Genomic DNA, 15,797 nt, shown 5'->3' with positions numbered 1-15,797 from the left:
GTCGCTTGGTCGAGGTTTTGGTGATCTTGCCGCAAGACGGCGGCTTTTGTCAGGCCACTCGGGTCAGGCCACTATGGCTGCGGCGCGGGAGCATTGTCTTTAGTCACGGCCGGCTCGGGCGACGGCTCCATCAGCAGCGCATCGCCGGCAAGCCCTGCCGATTGAGCAAAAGACAGGGCCGGTGCCGGCACCAGCGCTGGCCTGGCAGATGGCGCAGCCGCCAGGGCTTCGGTCGGTGGCGCAGGAAGAAACATCGGCAGGTTCGTCAGACCGGCCGCCAATGCAACGAAGCCGGCGGCCACGGCGGCGGGCGCCAGCCAGCGCTGCGCCCGGGCCTGCGGTGCGACGATGCGTGGCTCGGCCAGCAGCTGCGGCCGCAAGCGGGCCAGCAGGTCCTGGCCACGGCCGATGTCATGCGCCAGCTCGGCCGAGCGCAGGCTGTCCCCGATCAACTGATAGGTCTGCCATTGCTCGCGCAGGCCTTGCTCGGGCCAGGCGCGCAGCAGCGCGCTGGTCTCGGCGGCATCGGCCTCGCCATCGGCCAGCGCCGACAGGGCCGGACCGAGCGGGCGCTGACTCTCAGGCCGGGGTTCGGAACTTCGCATCGCACACTCCATCTTCAAGCTCATTTCACCAACGCTCGCCCGCGCGAGTGCCCAACAGCGGCCGCAAGCGCGCAGCGACCGCCTCGCGGGCCCGGTAGATACGCGATCTGACCGTGCCTGCCGGGCAGCCCATCAGGCTCGCGATCTCGTCATAGCTCAGGCCTTCGACCTCGCGCAGCAGCAAGGCCTGCCTGAATTCGTCCGGCAGCGCATCGACGGCCGCATTCACCGCCGTGCCCAACTCCTTGCTGGACAGCAGCGACTCGGGCGTTGCGCCATCACTTAGTACGCTGTCGACGGCAAAAGTTTCCTCATCCTCATCCCCCGACTTGAGGGATGCCTCGCTGAGCAGCGGGTCGCGCCGGAGCTGGACCAGGGCCTTCTTCGCACTATTGACCGCGATGCGGTGCAGCCAGGTGTAGAAGGCGCTCTCCCCCCGAAAACCCGGCAGGGCGCGGTAGGCGCGCAGAAAAGTCTCCTGCGCGATATCGGCCACCAGATCGACATCGCGCACCATGCGCGCGATCAGGCGCTCGATGCGGCGCTGGTACTTGAGGACCAGCATCTCGAAGGCCTTGACGTCGCCGCGCTGCACGCGCTCGACCAGCAGTCGGTCGGGATCCGGCTCGCTCATGGCTCGGGACTCGGGACGGTGCGCGCCGAGTAGAGGGTTGCCCGCAGCTGGGGCCATTGCGCGGCACAACTCGTGCGCGCCAGCGGCAAATAGCGAGGCAGGCGCGAGCGCACGGTCAGGCGCAGCAGCAGCCAGGCTCCCAGATCGATCACCACCCGGGGGCGCACCGGCGTCTCGTTAAGCCACCATTGCTGAGCGTCCCAGCGCAAGTTCGCGGGCCGTGTGCGGCTGCAATGCCAGCCCAACCAGCCGGCGCCGGGCAATAGCAGCGCGCCGAGCAAAAGCCAACCCAGCCAAGGAATGGCGGGCAAGCCCAGCCCGGACTGGCTCATCAGCGCGGCCAACAAGGCGCCGCCGGCCAGCACCGCCAGCGCAGCCATCAATACACGCCAGGCCCGATCGGGCCCGATGGTGATCTGGAATGCGCTCGCCTGGCGCTGGGCCGGCATGGCCCCGGCCTCAGACGCGCTTGAAGATCAGCGTGCCGTTGGTGCCGCCGAAGCCGAAGTTGTTCTTCGCGGCGTAGTCGATCTTCATCGGCCGCGCCTCATTGGCGCAGTAGTCCAGGTCGCACTCGGGATCCTGGTTGAAGATATTGATGGTGGGCGGTGCCACCTGGTTGTGCACGGCCAGGGCAGTGAACACCGACTCGATGCCCCCGGCCCCGCCCAGCAGATGGCCGGTCATGGACTTGGTCGAGCTGATCACCATCTGCTTGGCGTGATCGCCGAAGGCCAGCTTGATGGCATTCGTCTCGTTCACATCGCCCAGCGGCGTCGAGGTGCCGTGCGCATTCATGTACTGGATCTGATCGGGGTTGAGTCCGGCGTTGCGCAGAGCCGCCCGCATCGAGCGCTTGGGGCCGTCCACATTCGGCGCGGTCATGTGATACGCGTCCGCACCCATGCCGAAGCCAGCCAGCTCGCAGTAGATCTTGGCGCCGCGCTTCTTGGCATGCTCATACTCTTCGAGCACCAGCACACCGCCGCCCTCGCCCAGCACAAAGCCGTCTCTATCCTTGTCCCAGGGGCGGGACGCGGTCTTCGGGTCGTCGTTGCGGGTCGACAGCGCGCGCGCTGCGGCGAAGCCACCGACGCCCAGCGGCGACACGGTGGATTCGGCACCGCCGGCGATCATCACGTCGGCATCGCCGTATTCGATCAGCCGGCCGGCCTCGCCGATGGCGTGCAGACCGGTGGTGCAGGCCGTCACGATCGCCAGATTCGGGCCTTGGAAGCCGAACTTGATCGAGACATGGCCGGAAATCATATTGATGATGGAGGCCGGCACGAAGAACGGCGAAATGCGGCGCGGGCCACGATTCGTCAATTCCGCGTGGGTCTCTTCAATCATCGGCAGGCCACCGATACCGGAGCCCACCAGCACGCCGATACGCTCGGCCTGCTCTTCCGTCAACTGATCGCCCGTGGGCAGGCCCGCGTCCTGCACCGCCTGTATGGACGCCGCCAATCCGTAATGGATGAAGGTGTCCATCGTCCGCGCTTCCTTGCTGGAGATGTAGTCTCCGACATTGAAGCCCTTCACCTCGCCAGCGAACTGGCAGGCAAAGGTCGAGGCATCGAAACGGGTGATGCGGTCAACACCGGACTGGCCGGCCAGGATATTGGCCCAGCCTTCAGCCACCGTGTTGCCCACGGGGCTGATCAGACCAAGTCCGGTAACAACGACACGACGACGGCTCATGCGGTACGGGGATCAGTTAAGGAAATGCCGGAGCGCGAGGCTCAGGCCTTCTGGTGCTTGACGGCGTAGTCGATCGCCAGCTGCACGGTGGTGATCTTCTCGGCTTCTTCATCGGGGATTTCGATGCCGAACTCGTCTTCGAGGGCCATCACCAATTCCACGGTGTCGAGCGAGTCAGCGCCCAGGTCGGCCACAAAGGCCTTCTCGTTGGACACATCGGACTCAGGCACGCCGAGTTGCTCGGCGATGATTTTCTTGACACGTGCTTCGATATCGCTCATGACTCCTCCAGGAGGGGTTTGCTAGGAACAGCCCGGGATTCTAAGGCCTCTAGGGTGACGCGCCTAAGTCAAGGCAAGACATCACGTCCAGCGGTCCTTCACCGGCCGGGCAAATCCGGTGGGTGGGTGTCTGAAACACCCACCTCAATTCATGAACATGCCTCCGTTGACATGCAGTTCGCTGCCGGTAATGTAGGCGGCTTGGGCCGAGGCCAGAAATGCGACGGCGGCGGCGATCTCCTCGGGTGCGCCCAGGCGCCCCACCGGGATCTGCGCCAGCAGCGCGGCTTTCTGTGCCTCGGGCAGGACTTCGGTCATATCGGTGGCGATGAAACCGGGCGCCACGCAGTTGACGGTGATGCCACGGCTGCCCAGCTCGCGGGCCAGCGAACGGGTCATGCCCGCAACGCCGGCCTTGGCCGCCGCGTAATTGGCCTGGCCGGCATTGCCGGATGCGCCGACCACCGAGGTGATGTTGATGATGCGGCCATAGCGCTGCTTCATCATCGTGCGCATCACCGCGCGGCTCATGCGGAACACGGCCTTCAAGTTGGTGTCCAGCACCGCGTCCCAGTCCTCATCCTTCATGCGCATGGACAAGGTGTCGCGGGTGATGCCGGCATTGTTGACCAGCACCTGCAGGCCGCCATTGGTCTTGACGATGGCATCGACCGCCGCCTCGCAGGCGGCGGCATCATTGACGTTCAACACCAGGCCGCGACCGCCCAGCGGCGCCAGGGCCTCGCTGATGGCGGCGGCGCCGGATTCGCTGGTGGCCGTGCCGATCACGGTGAAGCCCTGGCTCGCCAGATGCAGCGCAATCGCGCGGCCAATGCCGCGGCTGGCACCGGTGACCAGGGCTGTTTGTCGGGTATCGCTCATGGGTTCAGGACAGCAGGTTCTTGGCTTCGGCCAGCGAGGCCGGGTCCAGCACTGTGGTGCTGATGATGTCGGCATCGATGCGCTTGGCCATGCCGGCCAGCACCTTGCCGGGGCCGCATTCGATGAGGGTGTTCAGGCCGCGCGCCTTCAGCGCCTGCACCACCTCGACCCAGCGCACCGGGCCGAAGGCCTGGCGGTACAGCGCATCGCGCAGCGCATCGGCGTTCTCGGTGACGGCCACATCGATGTTGTTGATCACCGGGAAGGCTTGGGGCAAGAAATTCACGGCGGCCAGCTTCTCGCGCAGGCGCTCAGCCGCCGGCTTCATCAGGCTGGAGTGGAAGGGTGCCGACACCGGCAGCGGCAGCGCACGCTTGGCCCCCAGAGCCTTCAGCGCCTCGGCGGCCTTCTCGGCACCGGCCTTGCTGCCGGCAATCACCGTCTGCTTGGGATCATTGAAGTTCACCGCCTCGATCACCTCGCCGGTCTCGGCCGCCACCTGCAGGCAGCCGGCGCGCACGGCCTCACCGTCCAGGCCCAGGATCGCGTACATCGCGCCAACGCCCACCGGCACGGCTTCCTGCATGGCCTGGGCACGGAAGCGCACCAGCGGCAGCGCATCGGCCAGGCTCAGGGCACCGGAGGCCACCAGGGCGGTGTACTCGCCGAGCGAATGGCCGGCCGCTGCGGCCGGCAGCAGGCCGGTCTCGGCGATCCAGGCACGGTAGCAGGCGATGCCGGCGGTCAGCATCACCGGCTGGGTGTTGGTCGTCAGGTCCAACTGCTCCTTCGGGCCGGCCTTGATCAGGGCGCCGATGTCCTCGCCCAGCGCGGCCGAGGCCTCGGCCAGCGTGCGCAGCACCTCAGGATGGTCGCCCCAGGCGTCCAGCATGCCAACGGCTTGCGAGCCCTGGCCCGGGAACACGAATGCAAACTTTGCGCTCATAAGAATCTTGTTTCTTCTCTCTCGTCAGAAATCGAGCAGCACCGCGCCCCAGGTGAAGCCGCCGCCCACCCCTTCCAGCATCACGGTGTCACCACGCTTGACCTTGCCGCTGCGCACCGCCACATCGAGCGCCAGCGGAATCGAGGCGGCCGAGGTGTTGCCATGCTCATCGACGGTGACGATCAGCTTGTCCAGCGGCATCTTCAGCTTCTTGGCCGTGCCCTGCATGATGCGGATATTGGCCTGATGCGGGATCAGCCAATCGATGTCGGCCTCGCTGCGGCCGGCTTTCTCCAGCACCGAGCGTGCCACCTTCTCCAGCACGCCGACGGCCAGCTTGAACACCGCCTGGCCATCCATCTTCAGCAGCGGATCGCCCAGCACCTGACCACCGGCCACGGTGCCCGGCACGCACAGGATGCCGGCGTGACGGCCATCGGCGTGCAGCTCAGAAGCCAGAATGCCCGGCTCCTCGCTGGCACCCAGCACCACGGCACCGGCGCCGTCACCGAACAGCACGCAGGTCGTGCGGTCCTTGAAATCGAGAATGCGCGAGAACACCTCGGCGCCGATCACCAAGGCCTTGCTGGCAGCGCCGGTCTTGATCATCGAATCGGCCACCGTCAGCGCATAGACAAAGCCCGAGCAGACGGCCTGCACATCAAAAGCGGCACAGCCGGCCACGCCCAGCTTGTGCTGCAGCAGGGCAGCAGTGGAAGGGAAGACCATGTCCGGCGTCGAGGTCGCGACGATGATCAGGTCAATCTCGTCGGCGCCTACACCGGCCGACTCCAGTGCCGCGCGGGCGGCCGGCAGGGCCAGGTCGCTGGCCGCGACACCGTCGTCGGCAAAGTGCCGCGCATGGATGCCGGTGCGCTCGACGATCCATTCATTGGATGTCTCGATGCCGTCGCGTGCCAGCTGGGCCGCAAGATCAGCATTGGACAGTCGCTTCGGGGGCAGATAGCTGCCCGTGCCGAGAATGCGGGCAAATCGTGGCTTCGATGAGGGAGTTGTCATGCGGCTTGGGCGGCGTCGGCCACCTTGTCTCCTGCATCGCCCTGGGCAGCGGCCGGCATGGCCTGCAGCGTGGCGATGATGCGATCATGAACCCGGTCCAACAACCGGTTGCGGGCGGCATCATACGCCCGGTTCAAGGCCTGCTCGAAGGCGTAGGCATCGGCCGAACCATGACTCTTGAACACCAAACCGCGCAGGCCCAGCAGCGCCGCGCCATTGAAGCGGCGATGATCGACACGCCCCTTGAAGCGCTTGAGCACCGGCATCGCCAGCACTGCCGCCGCCTTCGTCAGCCAATTGCGGCCAAACTCTTCCTTGATGATCGTCGAGATCATGGTCGCCAGACCTTCGGCCGTCTTCAGCGCGACATTGCCGACGAAGCCGTCGCAGACCACCAGATCGGTCGTGCCCTTGAAGATGTCATTGCCTTCGACATTGCCGTAGAAGTTCAGCTGGCCGGCGGAGTCGGCCTGACGCAGCAACTCGCCGGCGCGCTTGATCGTCTCGCTGCCCTTGATCACCTCTTCGCCGATATTGAGCAGGCCCACGGTCGGCTCCTCGCGACCCTCGACCGCCGCCACCAGGGCCGAACCCCTCACCGCGAACTGCAGCAGGTGCTCGGCGGTGCAATCGACATTGGCCCCCAGGTCCAACACGGTCGTGTAGCGACCGGTCTGGTTGGGCATCACGGTGGCGATGGCCGGCCGATCGATGCCCTCCAGCGTCTTCAGCAGATAGCGGGCCACCGCCATCAAGGCACCGGTATTGCCGGCCGAGACGCAGGCCTGAGCCCGCGGCGCGGCGCCGTCAACAGCCTTGAGCTGGTTGATCGCCACGCGCATCGACGAATCCTTCTTGCGGCGCAGCGCCACCTCGACAGGATCGTCCATGCTGACCACCTCGGTGGCGGCCACCAGATGACAGCGCGGCCATTGCGCGGCAGCAGCCAGCGCCTCGGGGCGTCCGACCAGCAGCAGCTCGGCCTCGGGATGCTTGTCCAGAAACGCCCGGCAAGCCGGCAGCGTCACCGAAGGGCCATGGTCGCCGCCCATGCAGTCGACGGCCAGGCGAAGGGGCGCACCAGCGCTTGAATCAGTTGGAAACATCGAGGCAGGAGGAGGTATGACAGCAGGCCTCAGGCCCTTGCTGCGAATGTGCGGACCTTACGCGAGCCCAGGCCTGCGGACAAGCGGGCACACCCGGGACGACAAAGCCACACACCAACACAAAAACCCGGCACTGCACGGAACAGGCCGGGTTTTGCGCTTATCACCTGTTCGGGCGCCGCGGCTCAGGGCCGGCGGCACAAACCGATTTAGGCGTCAGCCTTGGTCTTCAGGACCTTGCGGCCACGATAGAAGCCGGTCGGGCTGATGTGGTGACGCAGATGCACTTCGCCGGTGGTCGGCTCGATCGCGGTGCCCGGATTGACCAGAGCATTGTGCGAGCGGTGCATGCCACGCTTGGAAGGCGACTTCTTGTTTTGCTGAACGGCCATGAAAATTCTCCTAGAGCTGCGGTGATGGAAGGCTTGCAGGCCAGACTTGTTCAAGCCTGCTTACCGCTGCCCAGCTTCCGCTCACTTCCGATGCCCCGGTTCGTTCTTGTCATGCGCACCACGCGCCAAGCACAGGCCCCTGCCATGCGCAAATGACCCCTGAACCGGGAAAGCCCGCGATTCTAGCACGCGCCAGAGATTTCCCCCAAGCGCTGCTTAGCCATCACTTCTTCTTCAGCGCCGCCAGCACGGCAAACGGATTCGGCCGCTCCTCTTGCTCCGCATGCTCGGCATCATCTGAAGGCAAGGGGAGCGCCTGCGGGCAGACCTCGTGACGGGGGACAAGCGGCAGATCCAGCAGGAGTTCGTCCTCGACCAGTTCGCGCAGATCCAGGCTGCGCGGCAAGGCCAGCACATCCTCCTCGCTCTCTGCATCCAGGCTGGCGGCTTCGCTCTCATCACGCGCGAAGCGGAACCAACGCTCGAACTGGATGGCTTCATGAACCGGCTGCAAGCAACGCTGGCAAGTCAGCGCCGTGTTCGCCGAAGCCTCCAGGTGCAGCCAGGTCTGCGGCTCGCTGCCGCGCGGCTTGCGCTGCTCGCCACGCGCCGACCATTGCACGTCCGGCCAGCCGCTGGCCGGCGCCTCGGGCGCGGCGGCATCGGCCAGCCGAATGAGCTCGGCAGCCGGCCATTGCCCCTGCAGGCTGGCGGCGTCGCGCGCAAAAGCGGCGACATCCAGTTTGCGCGGATCGAGTTCGCGCGCGGGCTTGGAGCTGGAACGGATAGTCATGGCGCAAGTGTACGAGGCACGGCAATGGGAAAATCGCGAGCATGCCCATCCCAGACACCCACGAGCGCCGACTGATTCTCGGCTCCAGCTCCCCCTATCGCCAGGAATTGCTGCGCCGCCTGCACATTCCGTTTGATGTCGTCAGCCCCGACATCGATGAGACAGCTTTGCCCGGCGAAGCGCCGGCAGCGCTGGCAACACGGCTGGCCTTGGCCAAGGCGCAGGCCGTGGCCCGACAACACCCTGAGGCCATCGTGATCGGCTCCGATCAGGTGGCCGATCTGCGCGGCCAGGCCCTGGGCAAGCCCGGCACCCATGAGCGCGCGCGGGATCAGCTGCACGCCATGAGTGGCCAGCAGGTGGTTTTTCACACGGCGCTGGCCGTGGTCTGCGCCGCGCAGGATTTCGCCGCGCAAGACCTGGCCCCGGTGCGGGTGCGCTTTCGCACACTCAGCGAAGCGGAGATCGAGAACTATCTGCGCGCCGAACAGCCCTATGACTGCGCCGGCAGCGCCAAGGCCGAGGGCCTGGGCATCGCGCTGCTGAGCAGCATCGAGTCCGACGACCCGACAGCCCTGATCGGCCTGCCCTTGATACGCACCTGCCGACTCCTGCGCCAGGCCGGCATCGAGCTGCTGACGGGAGCCTCGGCATGAGCGGCAAACTCTATCTGGTGCCCAACACCCTGGACTTCGGTGTCGCTGACGCGGAGGTCGATCTTCAGACGGTGCTGCCGCTGCATGCCATTCAGATCGCAGCGCGGCTGGGCTATTGGGCGGCGGAGAACGCCAAGACCACCCGCGCCTTCCTGAAGCGGGTCGATGCCGTCATACCGTTGACCCAGCCCCTGCAGAGCCTGCAGATCACCGAGCTGCCGCGCCCACCGAAGGGGCAGACAGCCGGCAAGACTGCAGGCGACCAGACCAAGGCCTGGAGCGAGCTGCTGGCACCGGCTCTCGCCGGCCATGATGTCGGCCTGATCTCGGAAGCCGGCCTGCCGGCGATCGCAGACCCCGGCGCCCATCTGGTGGCGGCCGCCCATGCCGAAGGCATTGAGGTGGTGCCTCTGAGCGGACCGAGCTCGCTGCTGCTGGCGCTGGCGGCCAGTGGGCTGAATGGCCAGAGTTTCGCCTTCGTCGGCTATCTGCCGGTCGACGCGGCAGCGCGCAGCGCGCGGATCCGCGAGCTGGAGGCGCTGTCGCTGCGTCAGCAACAGACGCAGCTGATGATAGAGACGCCCTACCGCAACGAGGCCCTGCTGCAAGCCCTGCTGACCCAGCTGAAGCCGCAAACACGGCTGTCGGTCAGCTGCGGCCTGAGCCTGGCCCAGGGCTGGACCCGCAGTGCCACGGTGGCGCAATGGCGGGCCAAGCCGCAGAACCTGCCGGACAAGGTGCCGGCCGTGTTCGCCTTGCTGGCCGGCTGAGGACTCAGGAGTCGGCGGTGGCCGACTGTGCCGGCTTGGCGCCAAACAGTGCGGCGACCCGCTTCTTCGGCTTGATATAGGGCGACAAGCCCTTGCCGCCGCCCATACCCGCGGCGGGCGTGGTCTTCTCCCAGGACGGCGATTCGCTGCTGGCGCTGGGCTCGTAAGGCTTGTCGAAGAAGGGATCGCGCGAAGACGGGCGGTGCGCAGGACGAGGCGCTGCGGCATAGTCCGAGCGCGGTGCGGCCGGGCGATCATCGCGCTCGCTGCGCTCGGGCCGCTCGGTACGCACAGGGCGGCGCGGCCGCTCCTCTTCCAGCTCGATCGCGTCCAGGTCGATCTTGCGCTTGATCAGCTTCTCGATGTCGGCCACCAGACGGGCATCGGACTTGTTGACCAGGGTCACCGCAATGCCCGAGGCGCCCGCACGACCGGTACGGCCGATGCGGTGCACATAGTCCTCGGCATTGAAGGGCACATCGAAGTTGAACACCGCCGGCAGGTCGGCGATGTCCAGGCCACGCGCCGCAACATCGGTGCACACCAGCACATCAACCTCGCCGCGCTTGAACGCGTCCAGCGCCTTCAGTCGCTCGTCCTGCGACTTGTCGCCATGAAGGGCATTGGTGCGCAGGCCGTCGCGCTCGAAGGAGCGCGCGAGACGGGCACAGCCGAGCTTGGAGTTCACAAAGACGATGGCCTGGCGGATCTCGCGATCCTTCAGCACCTTCAGCACCGCCGCGCGCTTGTCCTCGTCGGCCACGCTGTAGAACAGCTGCTCCACATTGGTAGCCGTCGCATTCGGGCGCGCCACCTCAACCAGGATCGGCGACTGCAGATAGCTCTCGGCCAGGCGCTTGATCTCGGGCGAGAAGGTGGCCGAGAACAGCAGGGTCTGGCGGGTCTTGGGCAGGAAGCTCAGGATGCGCTGCAGATCCGGCAGGAAACCGATGTCCAGCATGCGATCGGCCTCGTCCAGCACCACATACTCGACCTGGTTGAGGACGCAGTTCTTGGCCTCGATGTGGTCCAGCAGGCGCCCCGGCGTTGCGATCAGCACCTCGACCCCGGCCTTGAGCTGCAGTGTCTGCGGCTTCATGTCGATGCCGCCGAACACCACCGCCGCACGCAGATTGGTGTGCTTGGAGTAGGCCTTGACATTATTGGCCACCTGGTCGGCCAGCTCTCGCGTCGGCGCCAGCACCAGGGCACGCACCGGATGGCGGGCCGGCGAGGCGCTGGCGTTCTCATGCTTGAGCATGCGTTGCAGCAGCGGAATCGAGAACGCGGCCGTTTTGCCGGTGCCGGTCTGGGCCGCGCCCATTACGTCCCTGCCCTCCAAAACGATGGGAATCGCCTTGGCCTGGATCGGTGTCAGGCTGGTGTAGCCGGAGTCGGCGACGGCGCGCAGCAGCTTGGGATCCAGGGGAAGGGTGTCGAAGCGCGCCGGAATAGGTTCGGGAGCGGCTTCGGGGATTTGGGTGTCATTCATCCCTTGATTATCCGCCATGCGCGATCGTCAGTCGGGTTTGCCCTCGGCGGGGGGGGCAGCGCGAGTGCCCGCCTTGCGCCGCCCCTCCCCGCGCAGGACCAGCCAACGCGGGGTACGAAAACGCACGATGCGCCAGTACAAGCCCACATAAGTGACGCCAAAAAGCACCAGGCAAACCGCGAGCGCCGGTGTCGAATCCCAGAACAGCAGAGCCGGAACCAGGGAGGCCACGCAGAGCATCCACAGATAGGGCGCGGTCATCGAATTGCGCCGGGTCATCGCGCTTGCATCCTTCACACCCACCGCCCAACGCATCAGCCGGCGGTAGACCAAGGAATGCAGATGGATGCCGTCCGGCAGGCCTGGCGGCGTGGCACGCAGAACCCGGCGCCGGTAGATCGAAAACAAAGTCTCGAACACCGGATAAATGCACACCATCAAGGCAAACAGCGGCGACACCTCGGGATGGCGCGCCACCAGCAGAATGCCCAGCTCGGCCAGCAAGAAGCCCATGAAATAGGCCCCGCCATCGCCGAGAAAGATCAGCCCGGCCGGATAGTTCCAGACGAAGAAGCCCAGGACCGCACCCACGCCGGCCAGCGCCCACATGGCCAGTTCGGCATCACCGACCTGATAGGCCACATAGGCAAAGCACAAGAGCATCAGGCTGACGCACATCGATGACAGACCATTGAAGCCGTCGATGATGTTCACCGAATTCGCCACGCCGGCCACCGTGAAAACCGTCACGATCGTTGCACCGACAGACGTGGCCACCACCCAGTCCAGCCCCGGAACGCCGGTGCGTGTGATCAAAGCCTGCAGCAACCAGCCCCCCAGGGCCGCCGATACGGCCGTCGCAGCAAGCCGTTTGCCTGGTGACACCCGCTTGGTCAGGTCCTCGACCAAGCCGGCCAGAAATGCAGGCAAGCCGCACAGCAGCAGCAGCAACCCCAAGCGGGCATAAGCATGATCCATCGCCCACATGACCGCGACGCAGGCCGCCATGCCGACAAAGATGCCCACGCCGCCGATCCGAGGCACAGGGCGGGCATGAAACTTTTGCGGGCCCGACAGATCGTGGTCCGCCGAAATATGCCCGTGCGTGGTCGATGACCGGACGATGAACAAGGTCACGATGGTCGCCACGAAGAACGGAATCAATAAATACGACATGCGCGGCAGTGTAACCAGAGCGCTGCGACACCAGCTTCCCAAACATGCGCTGCGACACCCGTAGAATGGCGCGCCGACGACCTAGCCGCCCTGCCTCGGACGCCCGCCCAGAGGCAGCTAGTTCATGAACGATTGCGACCCAAGCGCCACCACAGCCCACTCGATGACGCTCACAATGACCGCCCCCAAGCCGCGAGCACGCGCCCCACTGGTCGCGCTGCTATGCGGATTGACTCTGGCCTTCGCCCATGCAGCGGAGATCAATAACGGGGACACTCCCCCCGAAGTTGGTGGCCCCGTGCGCCTGACGACATCGCGAACGCAAAACGACAGCAATAGTGGCAGCGCCAGCAACAGGATTCGCTCGGGCACTGCGGCCAAAGAACACAGCAAGCGCCGCTACAAGCCCGGCGAGTTCGAGCTCTATGTCAACGGCTTGATGGGCTGGGAGCCAGCCCCCCCACCGATCCCTGGCCAGGAGCCGGAAGAGAAGGAGTTGCTGATCCTCCGACTCGGTGCCGAATTGATGAACGAGACCAACAGCGAGTTCGGCAGCAAGTTCAGCAGCGAGGAATCGAATTTCTCCGCTACCGACACCGAGCGGCAGATCCCTCCCGACTATCGGATCGGCGTCGGTGATGAACTACAAATCTCCATCTGGGGGGCGGTGGATGCCGATCTCCGCTTAACCGTTGATCGTGGTGGGCGCATCGTGATACCGCGAGTAGGCCCCGTCCTGGTCGCGGGCGTCCGTTATGCCGACCTTGACAGCGTGATCAGCGCTCGTGTCGGCCAAGTGTTCCGAAACTTCCAGCTGAGCGCCTCGTTGGGCCGCCTGCGTGGTATCCGCATTTACGTCACCGGTTTCACGCCACGCCCAGGCGCCTACACCGTCAGCAGCCTGTCCACTGTGGTCAGCGCCTTGATGAAAGCAGGGGGCCCTTCGGCGGCGGGTAGCTTCAGGCAGATCGAGTTGCGCCGGGAAAACAAGATCCTGTCGCAGTTCGACATGTACGACCTGCTGCTCAAAGGCAACAAGTCGGCGGACATCGCGCTGCAGGCCGAGGATGTCGTGCATATCGGCCCGGTCGGGCCCCAAGTCGCCATCCTCGGCAGCGTCAACAAGCCCGTGATCGCGGAACTCAAGCCCAACGAGACTGTCGCGGATGTGCTGGCGATGGCTGGCGGCTTCAGCCCCGTGGCGGACCGCTCACGATTGACCCTTGAACGACTGAGCGAGCGCAATGATCGCCGCGTCGTCGAACTGGGCTTGCCTGCGGAGTCCGGTCAGCGACTGAGCAACGGCGATGTGTTGCGCATCTTCAGCAGCGTCAATGCAACACTGCCTCAATACAAGCAATTCAAACGAGTTCGCATCGAAGGCGAAGTCGCCCGGCCCGGTGAGTACATTCTTCCGCCCAGCAGCAGCATCATTGATCTGATCAGAACGGCCGGAGGCCTCACTCCCCAAGCCTATATCTTCGGCACTGAGTTCACCCGTGAGAGCGTGCGAGTTGCGCAGCAAGAAAACTACGAACGGGCTCTGCGCGACCTGGAAACCGAGTTCACCCGCAACGGGCTGACACAGAAGGCACTGAGCGCCGACCAAGCAGCCACCCAAGCCACGCGAGCCAGTGGCTCAATCCGACTGATCGAGCGACTGCGTGCCGTCAAGCCGACAGGCCGGATCGTGCTCCAACTAAGGATGGCAGAAACATCCCTACCGGATATTGCCGTCGAAGAAGGCGATCATCTCCTGATTCCAGCCCGCCCTACCACGGTGGGCGTATTCGGTAGCGTTTTCAACGGTGGCAGCTATCTACTCAAGGATGGCGCCTCTGTCGATGACATCGTCCGCCTTGCAGGAGGCCCCACTCGCAATGCCGATACCGACAGCATTTTCGTGCTGCGAGCCAATGGCAGCGTGGTCAGTGCTCGTCAGTCCAACAGCGGCTGGCTGAGTTTCAATACTGCCCTCAGCACACTTCCTGCATTGCCGGGTGACACCGTATTTGTGCCCGAAGAACTGAATAAGACCAGCTTTGGGCAAGAAGCCAAGGAGTGGACGCAGATTCTTTATCAGTTCGGCTTAGGCGCGGCGGCATTGCATACCCTCAAGAACTGATGCATTCAGACTGCGGAGCCTTTAAGCCGTGATTCAATCGACAACAACCCAAGCCCGACCGGACGCCAATACCTCGCATGAAGCTGAGGATGGCCTTGCCTTGTTGGATACCCTGGCTATTCTGGCGGTCCACTGGCGACTACTGACAGCGGTCCCCTTCATCGTCAGCGCACTTGCGCTCGGTACGACTTACCTAATCGCGCCGACTTTTACCGCTAGGACCACTTTTCTCCCGCCGCAACAACAGCAAAACTCTGCAGCGTCAGTACTGGCCTCCCTCGGAGCGCTATCCGGGTTGGCGGGTGGCGTCGGGGGTATCAAGAGCCCGGGCGATCAGTACGTAGCACTGCTTCAAAGTGACAATATCGAAGATCGCATCATTGATCGATTCAAATTGATTGAGGTTTATGAGTCAAAGTACCGATTTGAAGCACGTGCCACCCTTGAGAAAAACGTCCGCATCTCATTAGGAAAGAAGGATGGGTTGATTGCGGTTGAAGCCGATGCGAACGACCCACAACTCGCTGCAGACATCGCCAATGCACATGTGAGCGAACTGCGCCGCCTTTCATCCGAGTTAGCCCTGACAGAAGCCCAACAACGCCGAGCCTTCTTCGAAGTCGAGCTCACGCGCACAAAGACAAAGCTAACCGAGGCACAGCAAGCCCTGCAGGGCAGTGGATTCAACGCAGGCGCGCTGAAGGCCGAGCCTAAAGCGGCCGCCGAGGGTTACGCATCGCTCAAAGCCCAAGCGACTGCAGCCGAGGTGAGGCTACAAACCTTACGACGTGGAATGACCGATACAGCACCAGAGGTCCAGCAGCAGCTTGCCCTGCTCGGCTCGCTAAGGCATCAACTGGCAAGGCTCGAGGTTTCGAGCAACACAGAAAATGATGCGGACTACATTAGCCGTTATCGGGAATTCAAGTATCAAGAAGCACTCTTCGACCTTTTCGCGAAACAGTTTGAAATGGCACGACTGGATGAAAGCCGGGAAGGCGCAGTCATTCAGGTGGTCGACAGGGCATCTGTTCCTGAATACAAGAGCAAGCCCAAACGCGCATACATCGCCATAGCTGCGGGGCTAGCGAGTCTGGTTTTAAGCATCGCCTGGATATTTGGGAGGGACTTCGTGCAGCGCCTCCGCTCCACGATAAATGAGAACAAACTCAGCACATGCGCACCCAATACACCACCAAACGCTTGACGTAGAGA

The 15,797-nt window shown here is 64.4% G+C and carries 17 protein-coding genes; 4 read left to right on the top strand and 13 right to left on the bottom strand.

Features of this window, described 5'->3' with window-relative positions; all coding sequences use genetic code 11:
* Positions 1 to 71 precede the first annotated feature (71 nt).
* The 11 genes from PO768_RS01965 to PO768_RS01915 all read right to left on the bottom strand — a co-directional run bounded on the left by PO768_RS01965 (position 72) and on the right by PO768_RS01915 (position 8,363).
* A complete protein-coding gene (locus tag PO768_RS01965; RefSeq protein WP_272644671.1) occupies positions 72 to 605 on the bottom strand; it encodes a sigma-E factor negative regulatory protein in 534 nt (177 codons plus the stop codon).
* A gap of 25 nt (positions 606 to 630) precedes the next feature.
* Positions 631 to 1,239 (bottom strand): RNA polymerase sigma factor RpoE, encoded by a 609-nt coding sequence (gene rpoE / locus PO768_RS01960; RefSeq protein WP_272644670.1) that lies wholly within the window; start codon positions 1,237 to 1,239, stop codon positions 631 to 633.
* Positions 1,236 to 1,688 carry a hypothetical protein gene (locus tag PO768_RS01955; RefSeq protein WP_272644669.1) on the bottom strand — a complete coding sequence of 151 codons (453 nt, stop codon included), beginning with the start codon at positions 1,686 to 1,688 and terminating at the stop codon, positions 1,236 to 1,238. Before PO768_RS01955 ends, rpoE begins: the two co-directional genes overlap by 4 nt.
* Before the next feature lie 10 nt (positions 1,689 to 1,698).
* Positions 1,699 to 2,943, bottom strand: coding sequence for a beta-ketoacyl-ACP synthase II (gene fabF / locus PO768_RS01950; protein ID WP_262971114.1), 1,245 nt, complete (start codon positions 2,941 to 2,943; stop codon positions 1,699 to 1,701).
* A gap of 41 nt (positions 2,944 to 2,984) precedes the next feature.
* A complete protein-coding gene (acpP, locus tag PO768_RS01945; protein WP_137943034.1) occupies positions 2,985 to 3,224 on the bottom strand; it encodes an acyl carrier protein in 240 nt (79 codons plus the stop codon).
* 144 nt (positions 3,225 to 3,368) lie between these two features.
* Positions 3,369 to 4,106 (bottom strand): 3-oxoacyl-ACP reductase FabG, encoded by a 738-nt coding sequence (fabG, locus tag PO768_RS01940; protein ID WP_272644668.1) that lies wholly within the window; start codon positions 4,104 to 4,106, stop codon positions 3,369 to 3,371.
* A gap of 4 nt (positions 4,107 to 4,110) precedes the next feature.
* Positions 4,111 to 5,052, bottom strand: a complete 942-nt coding sequence (gene fabD, locus PO768_RS01935) for an ACP S-malonyltransferase (RefSeq protein ID WP_272644667.1) — start codon at positions 5,050 to 5,052, stop codon at positions 4,111 to 4,113.
* 24 nt (positions 5,053 to 5,076) lie between these two features.
* Positions 5,077 to 6,072: a beta-ketoacyl-ACP synthase III gene (locus PO768_RS01930; RefSeq protein ID WP_272644666.1), complete on the bottom strand. Its 996-nt coding sequence runs from the start codon at positions 6,070 to 6,072 to the stop codon at positions 5,077 to 5,079.
* Entirely contained in the window at positions 6,069 to 7,178 is a 1,110-nt protein-coding gene (gene plsX / locus PO768_RS01925) for a phosphate acyltransferase PlsX (RefSeq protein ID WP_272644665.1), read from the bottom strand. Before plsX ends, PO768_RS01930 begins: the two co-directional genes overlap by 4 nt.
* Before the next feature lie 209 nt (positions 7,179 to 7,387).
* Positions 7,388 to 7,570 (bottom strand): 50S ribosomal protein L32, encoded by a 183-nt coding sequence (rpmF, locus tag PO768_RS01920; RefSeq protein ID WP_137943039.1) that lies wholly within the window; start codon positions 7,568 to 7,570, stop codon positions 7,388 to 7,390.
* A gap of 223 nt (positions 7,571 to 7,793) precedes the next feature.
* Complete coding sequence (locus PO768_RS01915) at positions 7,794 to 8,363, bottom strand: YceD family protein (protein ID WP_137943040.1); 570 nt, start codon at positions 8,361 to 8,363, stop codon at positions 7,794 to 7,796.
* Between the two features lie 41 nt (positions 8,364 to 8,404).
* Between PO768_RS01915 and PO768_RS01910 the strand changes: the two genes are divergently transcribed.
* On the top strand, positions 8,405 to 9,019 hold the full coding sequence (locus tag PO768_RS01910; protein WP_272644664.1) for a Maf family nucleotide pyrophosphatase: 615 nt from the start codon (positions 8,405 to 8,407) through the stop codon (positions 9,017 to 9,019).
* Positions 9,016 to 9,789 (top strand): SAM-dependent methyltransferase, encoded by a 774-nt coding sequence (locus tag PO768_RS01905; protein WP_272644663.1) that lies wholly within the window; start codon positions 9,016 to 9,018, stop codon positions 9,787 to 9,789. The genes PO768_RS01910 and PO768_RS01905 overlap by 4 nt, the downstream gene beginning before the upstream one ends.
* A gap of 4 nt (positions 9,790 to 9,793) precedes the next feature.
* Here PO768_RS01905 and PO768_RS01900 read toward each other — a convergent pair whose 3' ends face one another.
* Positions 9,794 to 11,281: a DEAD/DEAH box helicase gene (locus PO768_RS01900; RefSeq protein ID WP_272644662.1), complete on the bottom strand. Its 1,488-nt coding sequence runs from the start codon at positions 11,279 to 11,281 to the stop codon at positions 9,794 to 9,796.
* Positions 11,282 to 11,308: 27 nt separating this feature from the next.
* Positions 11,309 to 12,457, bottom strand: a complete 1,149-nt coding sequence (locus PO768_RS01895; protein WP_272644661.1) for an MraY family glycosyltransferase — start codon at positions 12,455 to 12,457, stop codon at positions 11,309 to 11,311.
* Between the two features lie 124 nt (positions 12,458 to 12,581).
* On the opposite strand from PO768_RS01895, the gene PO768_RS01890 reads away from it, so the two are divergent.
* Entirely contained in the window at positions 12,582 to 14,582 is a 2,001-nt protein-coding gene (locus PO768_RS01890) for an SLBB domain-containing protein (RefSeq protein WP_272644660.1), read from the top strand.
* A gap of 28 nt (positions 14,583 to 14,610) precedes the next feature.
* Positions 14,611 to 15,789 carry a GumC family protein gene (locus tag PO768_RS01885; protein WP_272644659.1) on the top strand — a complete coding sequence of 393 codons (1,179 nt, stop codon included), beginning with the start codon at positions 14,611 to 14,613 and terminating at the stop codon, positions 15,787 to 15,789.
* The last annotated feature ends 8 nt before the right edge of the window (positions 15,790 to 15,797 follow it).

It is taken from the genome of Paucibacter sp. XJ19-41, from assembly GCF_028462495.1.
Classification (GTDB): Bacteria; Pseudomonadota; Gammaproteobacteria; order Burkholderiales; family Burkholderiaceae_C; genus Roseateles_E.
The sequence above is the reverse complement of the archived record's forward strand: the minus strand, read 5'-3'. Positions and strand labels throughout refer to the sequence as shown.

Coding starts and splice junctions, on each gene's coding strand:
- fabF (WP_262971114.1), bottom strand. CDS start 2,943: ATGAGCCGTCGTCGTGTCGTTGTTACCGGACTTGGTCTGATCAGCCCC.
- PO768_RS01890 (WP_272644660.1), top strand. CDS start 12,582: ATGAACGATTGCGACCCAAGCGCCACCACAGCCCACTCGATGACGCTC.
- plsX (WP_272644665.1), bottom strand. CDS start 7,178: ATGTTTCCAACTGATTCAAGCGCTGGTGCGCCCCTTCGCCTGGCCGTC.
- PO768_RS01965 (WP_272644671.1), bottom strand. CDS start 605: ATGCGAAGTTCCGAACCCCGGCCTGAGAGTCAGCGCCCGCTCGGTCCG.
- PO768_RS01895 (WP_272644661.1), bottom strand. CDS start 12,457: ATGTCGTATTTATTGATTCCGTTCTTCGTGGCGACCATCGTGACCTTG.
- rpoE (WP_272644670.1), bottom strand. CDS start 1,239: ATGAGCGAGCCGGATCCCGACCGACTGCTGGTCGAGCGCGTGCAGCGC.
- PO768_RS01955 (WP_272644669.1), bottom strand. CDS start 1,688: ATGCCGGCCCAGCGCCAGGCGAGCGCATTCCAGATCACCATCGGGCCC.
- acpP (WP_137943034.1), bottom strand. CDS start 3,224: ATGAGCGATATCGAAGCACGTGTCAAGAAAATCATCGCCGAGCAACTC.
- rpmF (WP_137943039.1), bottom strand. CDS start 7,570: ATGGCCGTTCAGCAAAACAAGAAGTCGCCTTCCAAGCGTGGCATGCAC.
- PO768_RS01900 (WP_272644662.1), bottom strand. CDS start 11,281: ATGAATGACACCCAAATCCCCGAAGCCGCTCCCGAACCTATTCCGGCG.
- PO768_RS01905 (WP_272644663.1), top strand. CDS start 9,016: ATGAGCGGCAAACTCTATCTGGTGCCCAACACCCTGGACTTCGGTGTC.
- PO768_RS01915 (WP_137943040.1), bottom strand. CDS start 8,363: ATGACTATCCGTTCCAGCTCCAAGCCCGCGCGCGAACTCGATCCGCGC.
- fabG (WP_272644668.1), bottom strand. CDS start 4,106: ATGAGCGATACCCGACAAACAGCCCTGGTCACCGGTGCCAGCCGCGGC.
- PO768_RS01930 (WP_272644666.1), bottom strand. CDS start 6,072: ATGACAACTCCCTCATCGAAGCCACGATTTGCCCGCATTCTCGGCACG.
- PO768_RS01910 (WP_272644664.1), top strand. CDS start 8,405: ATGCCCATCCCAGACACCCACGAGCGCCGACTGATTCTCGGCTCCAGC.
- fabD (WP_272644667.1), bottom strand. CDS start 5,052: ATGAGCGCAAAGTTTGCATTCGTGTTCCCGGGCCAGGGCTCGCAAGCC.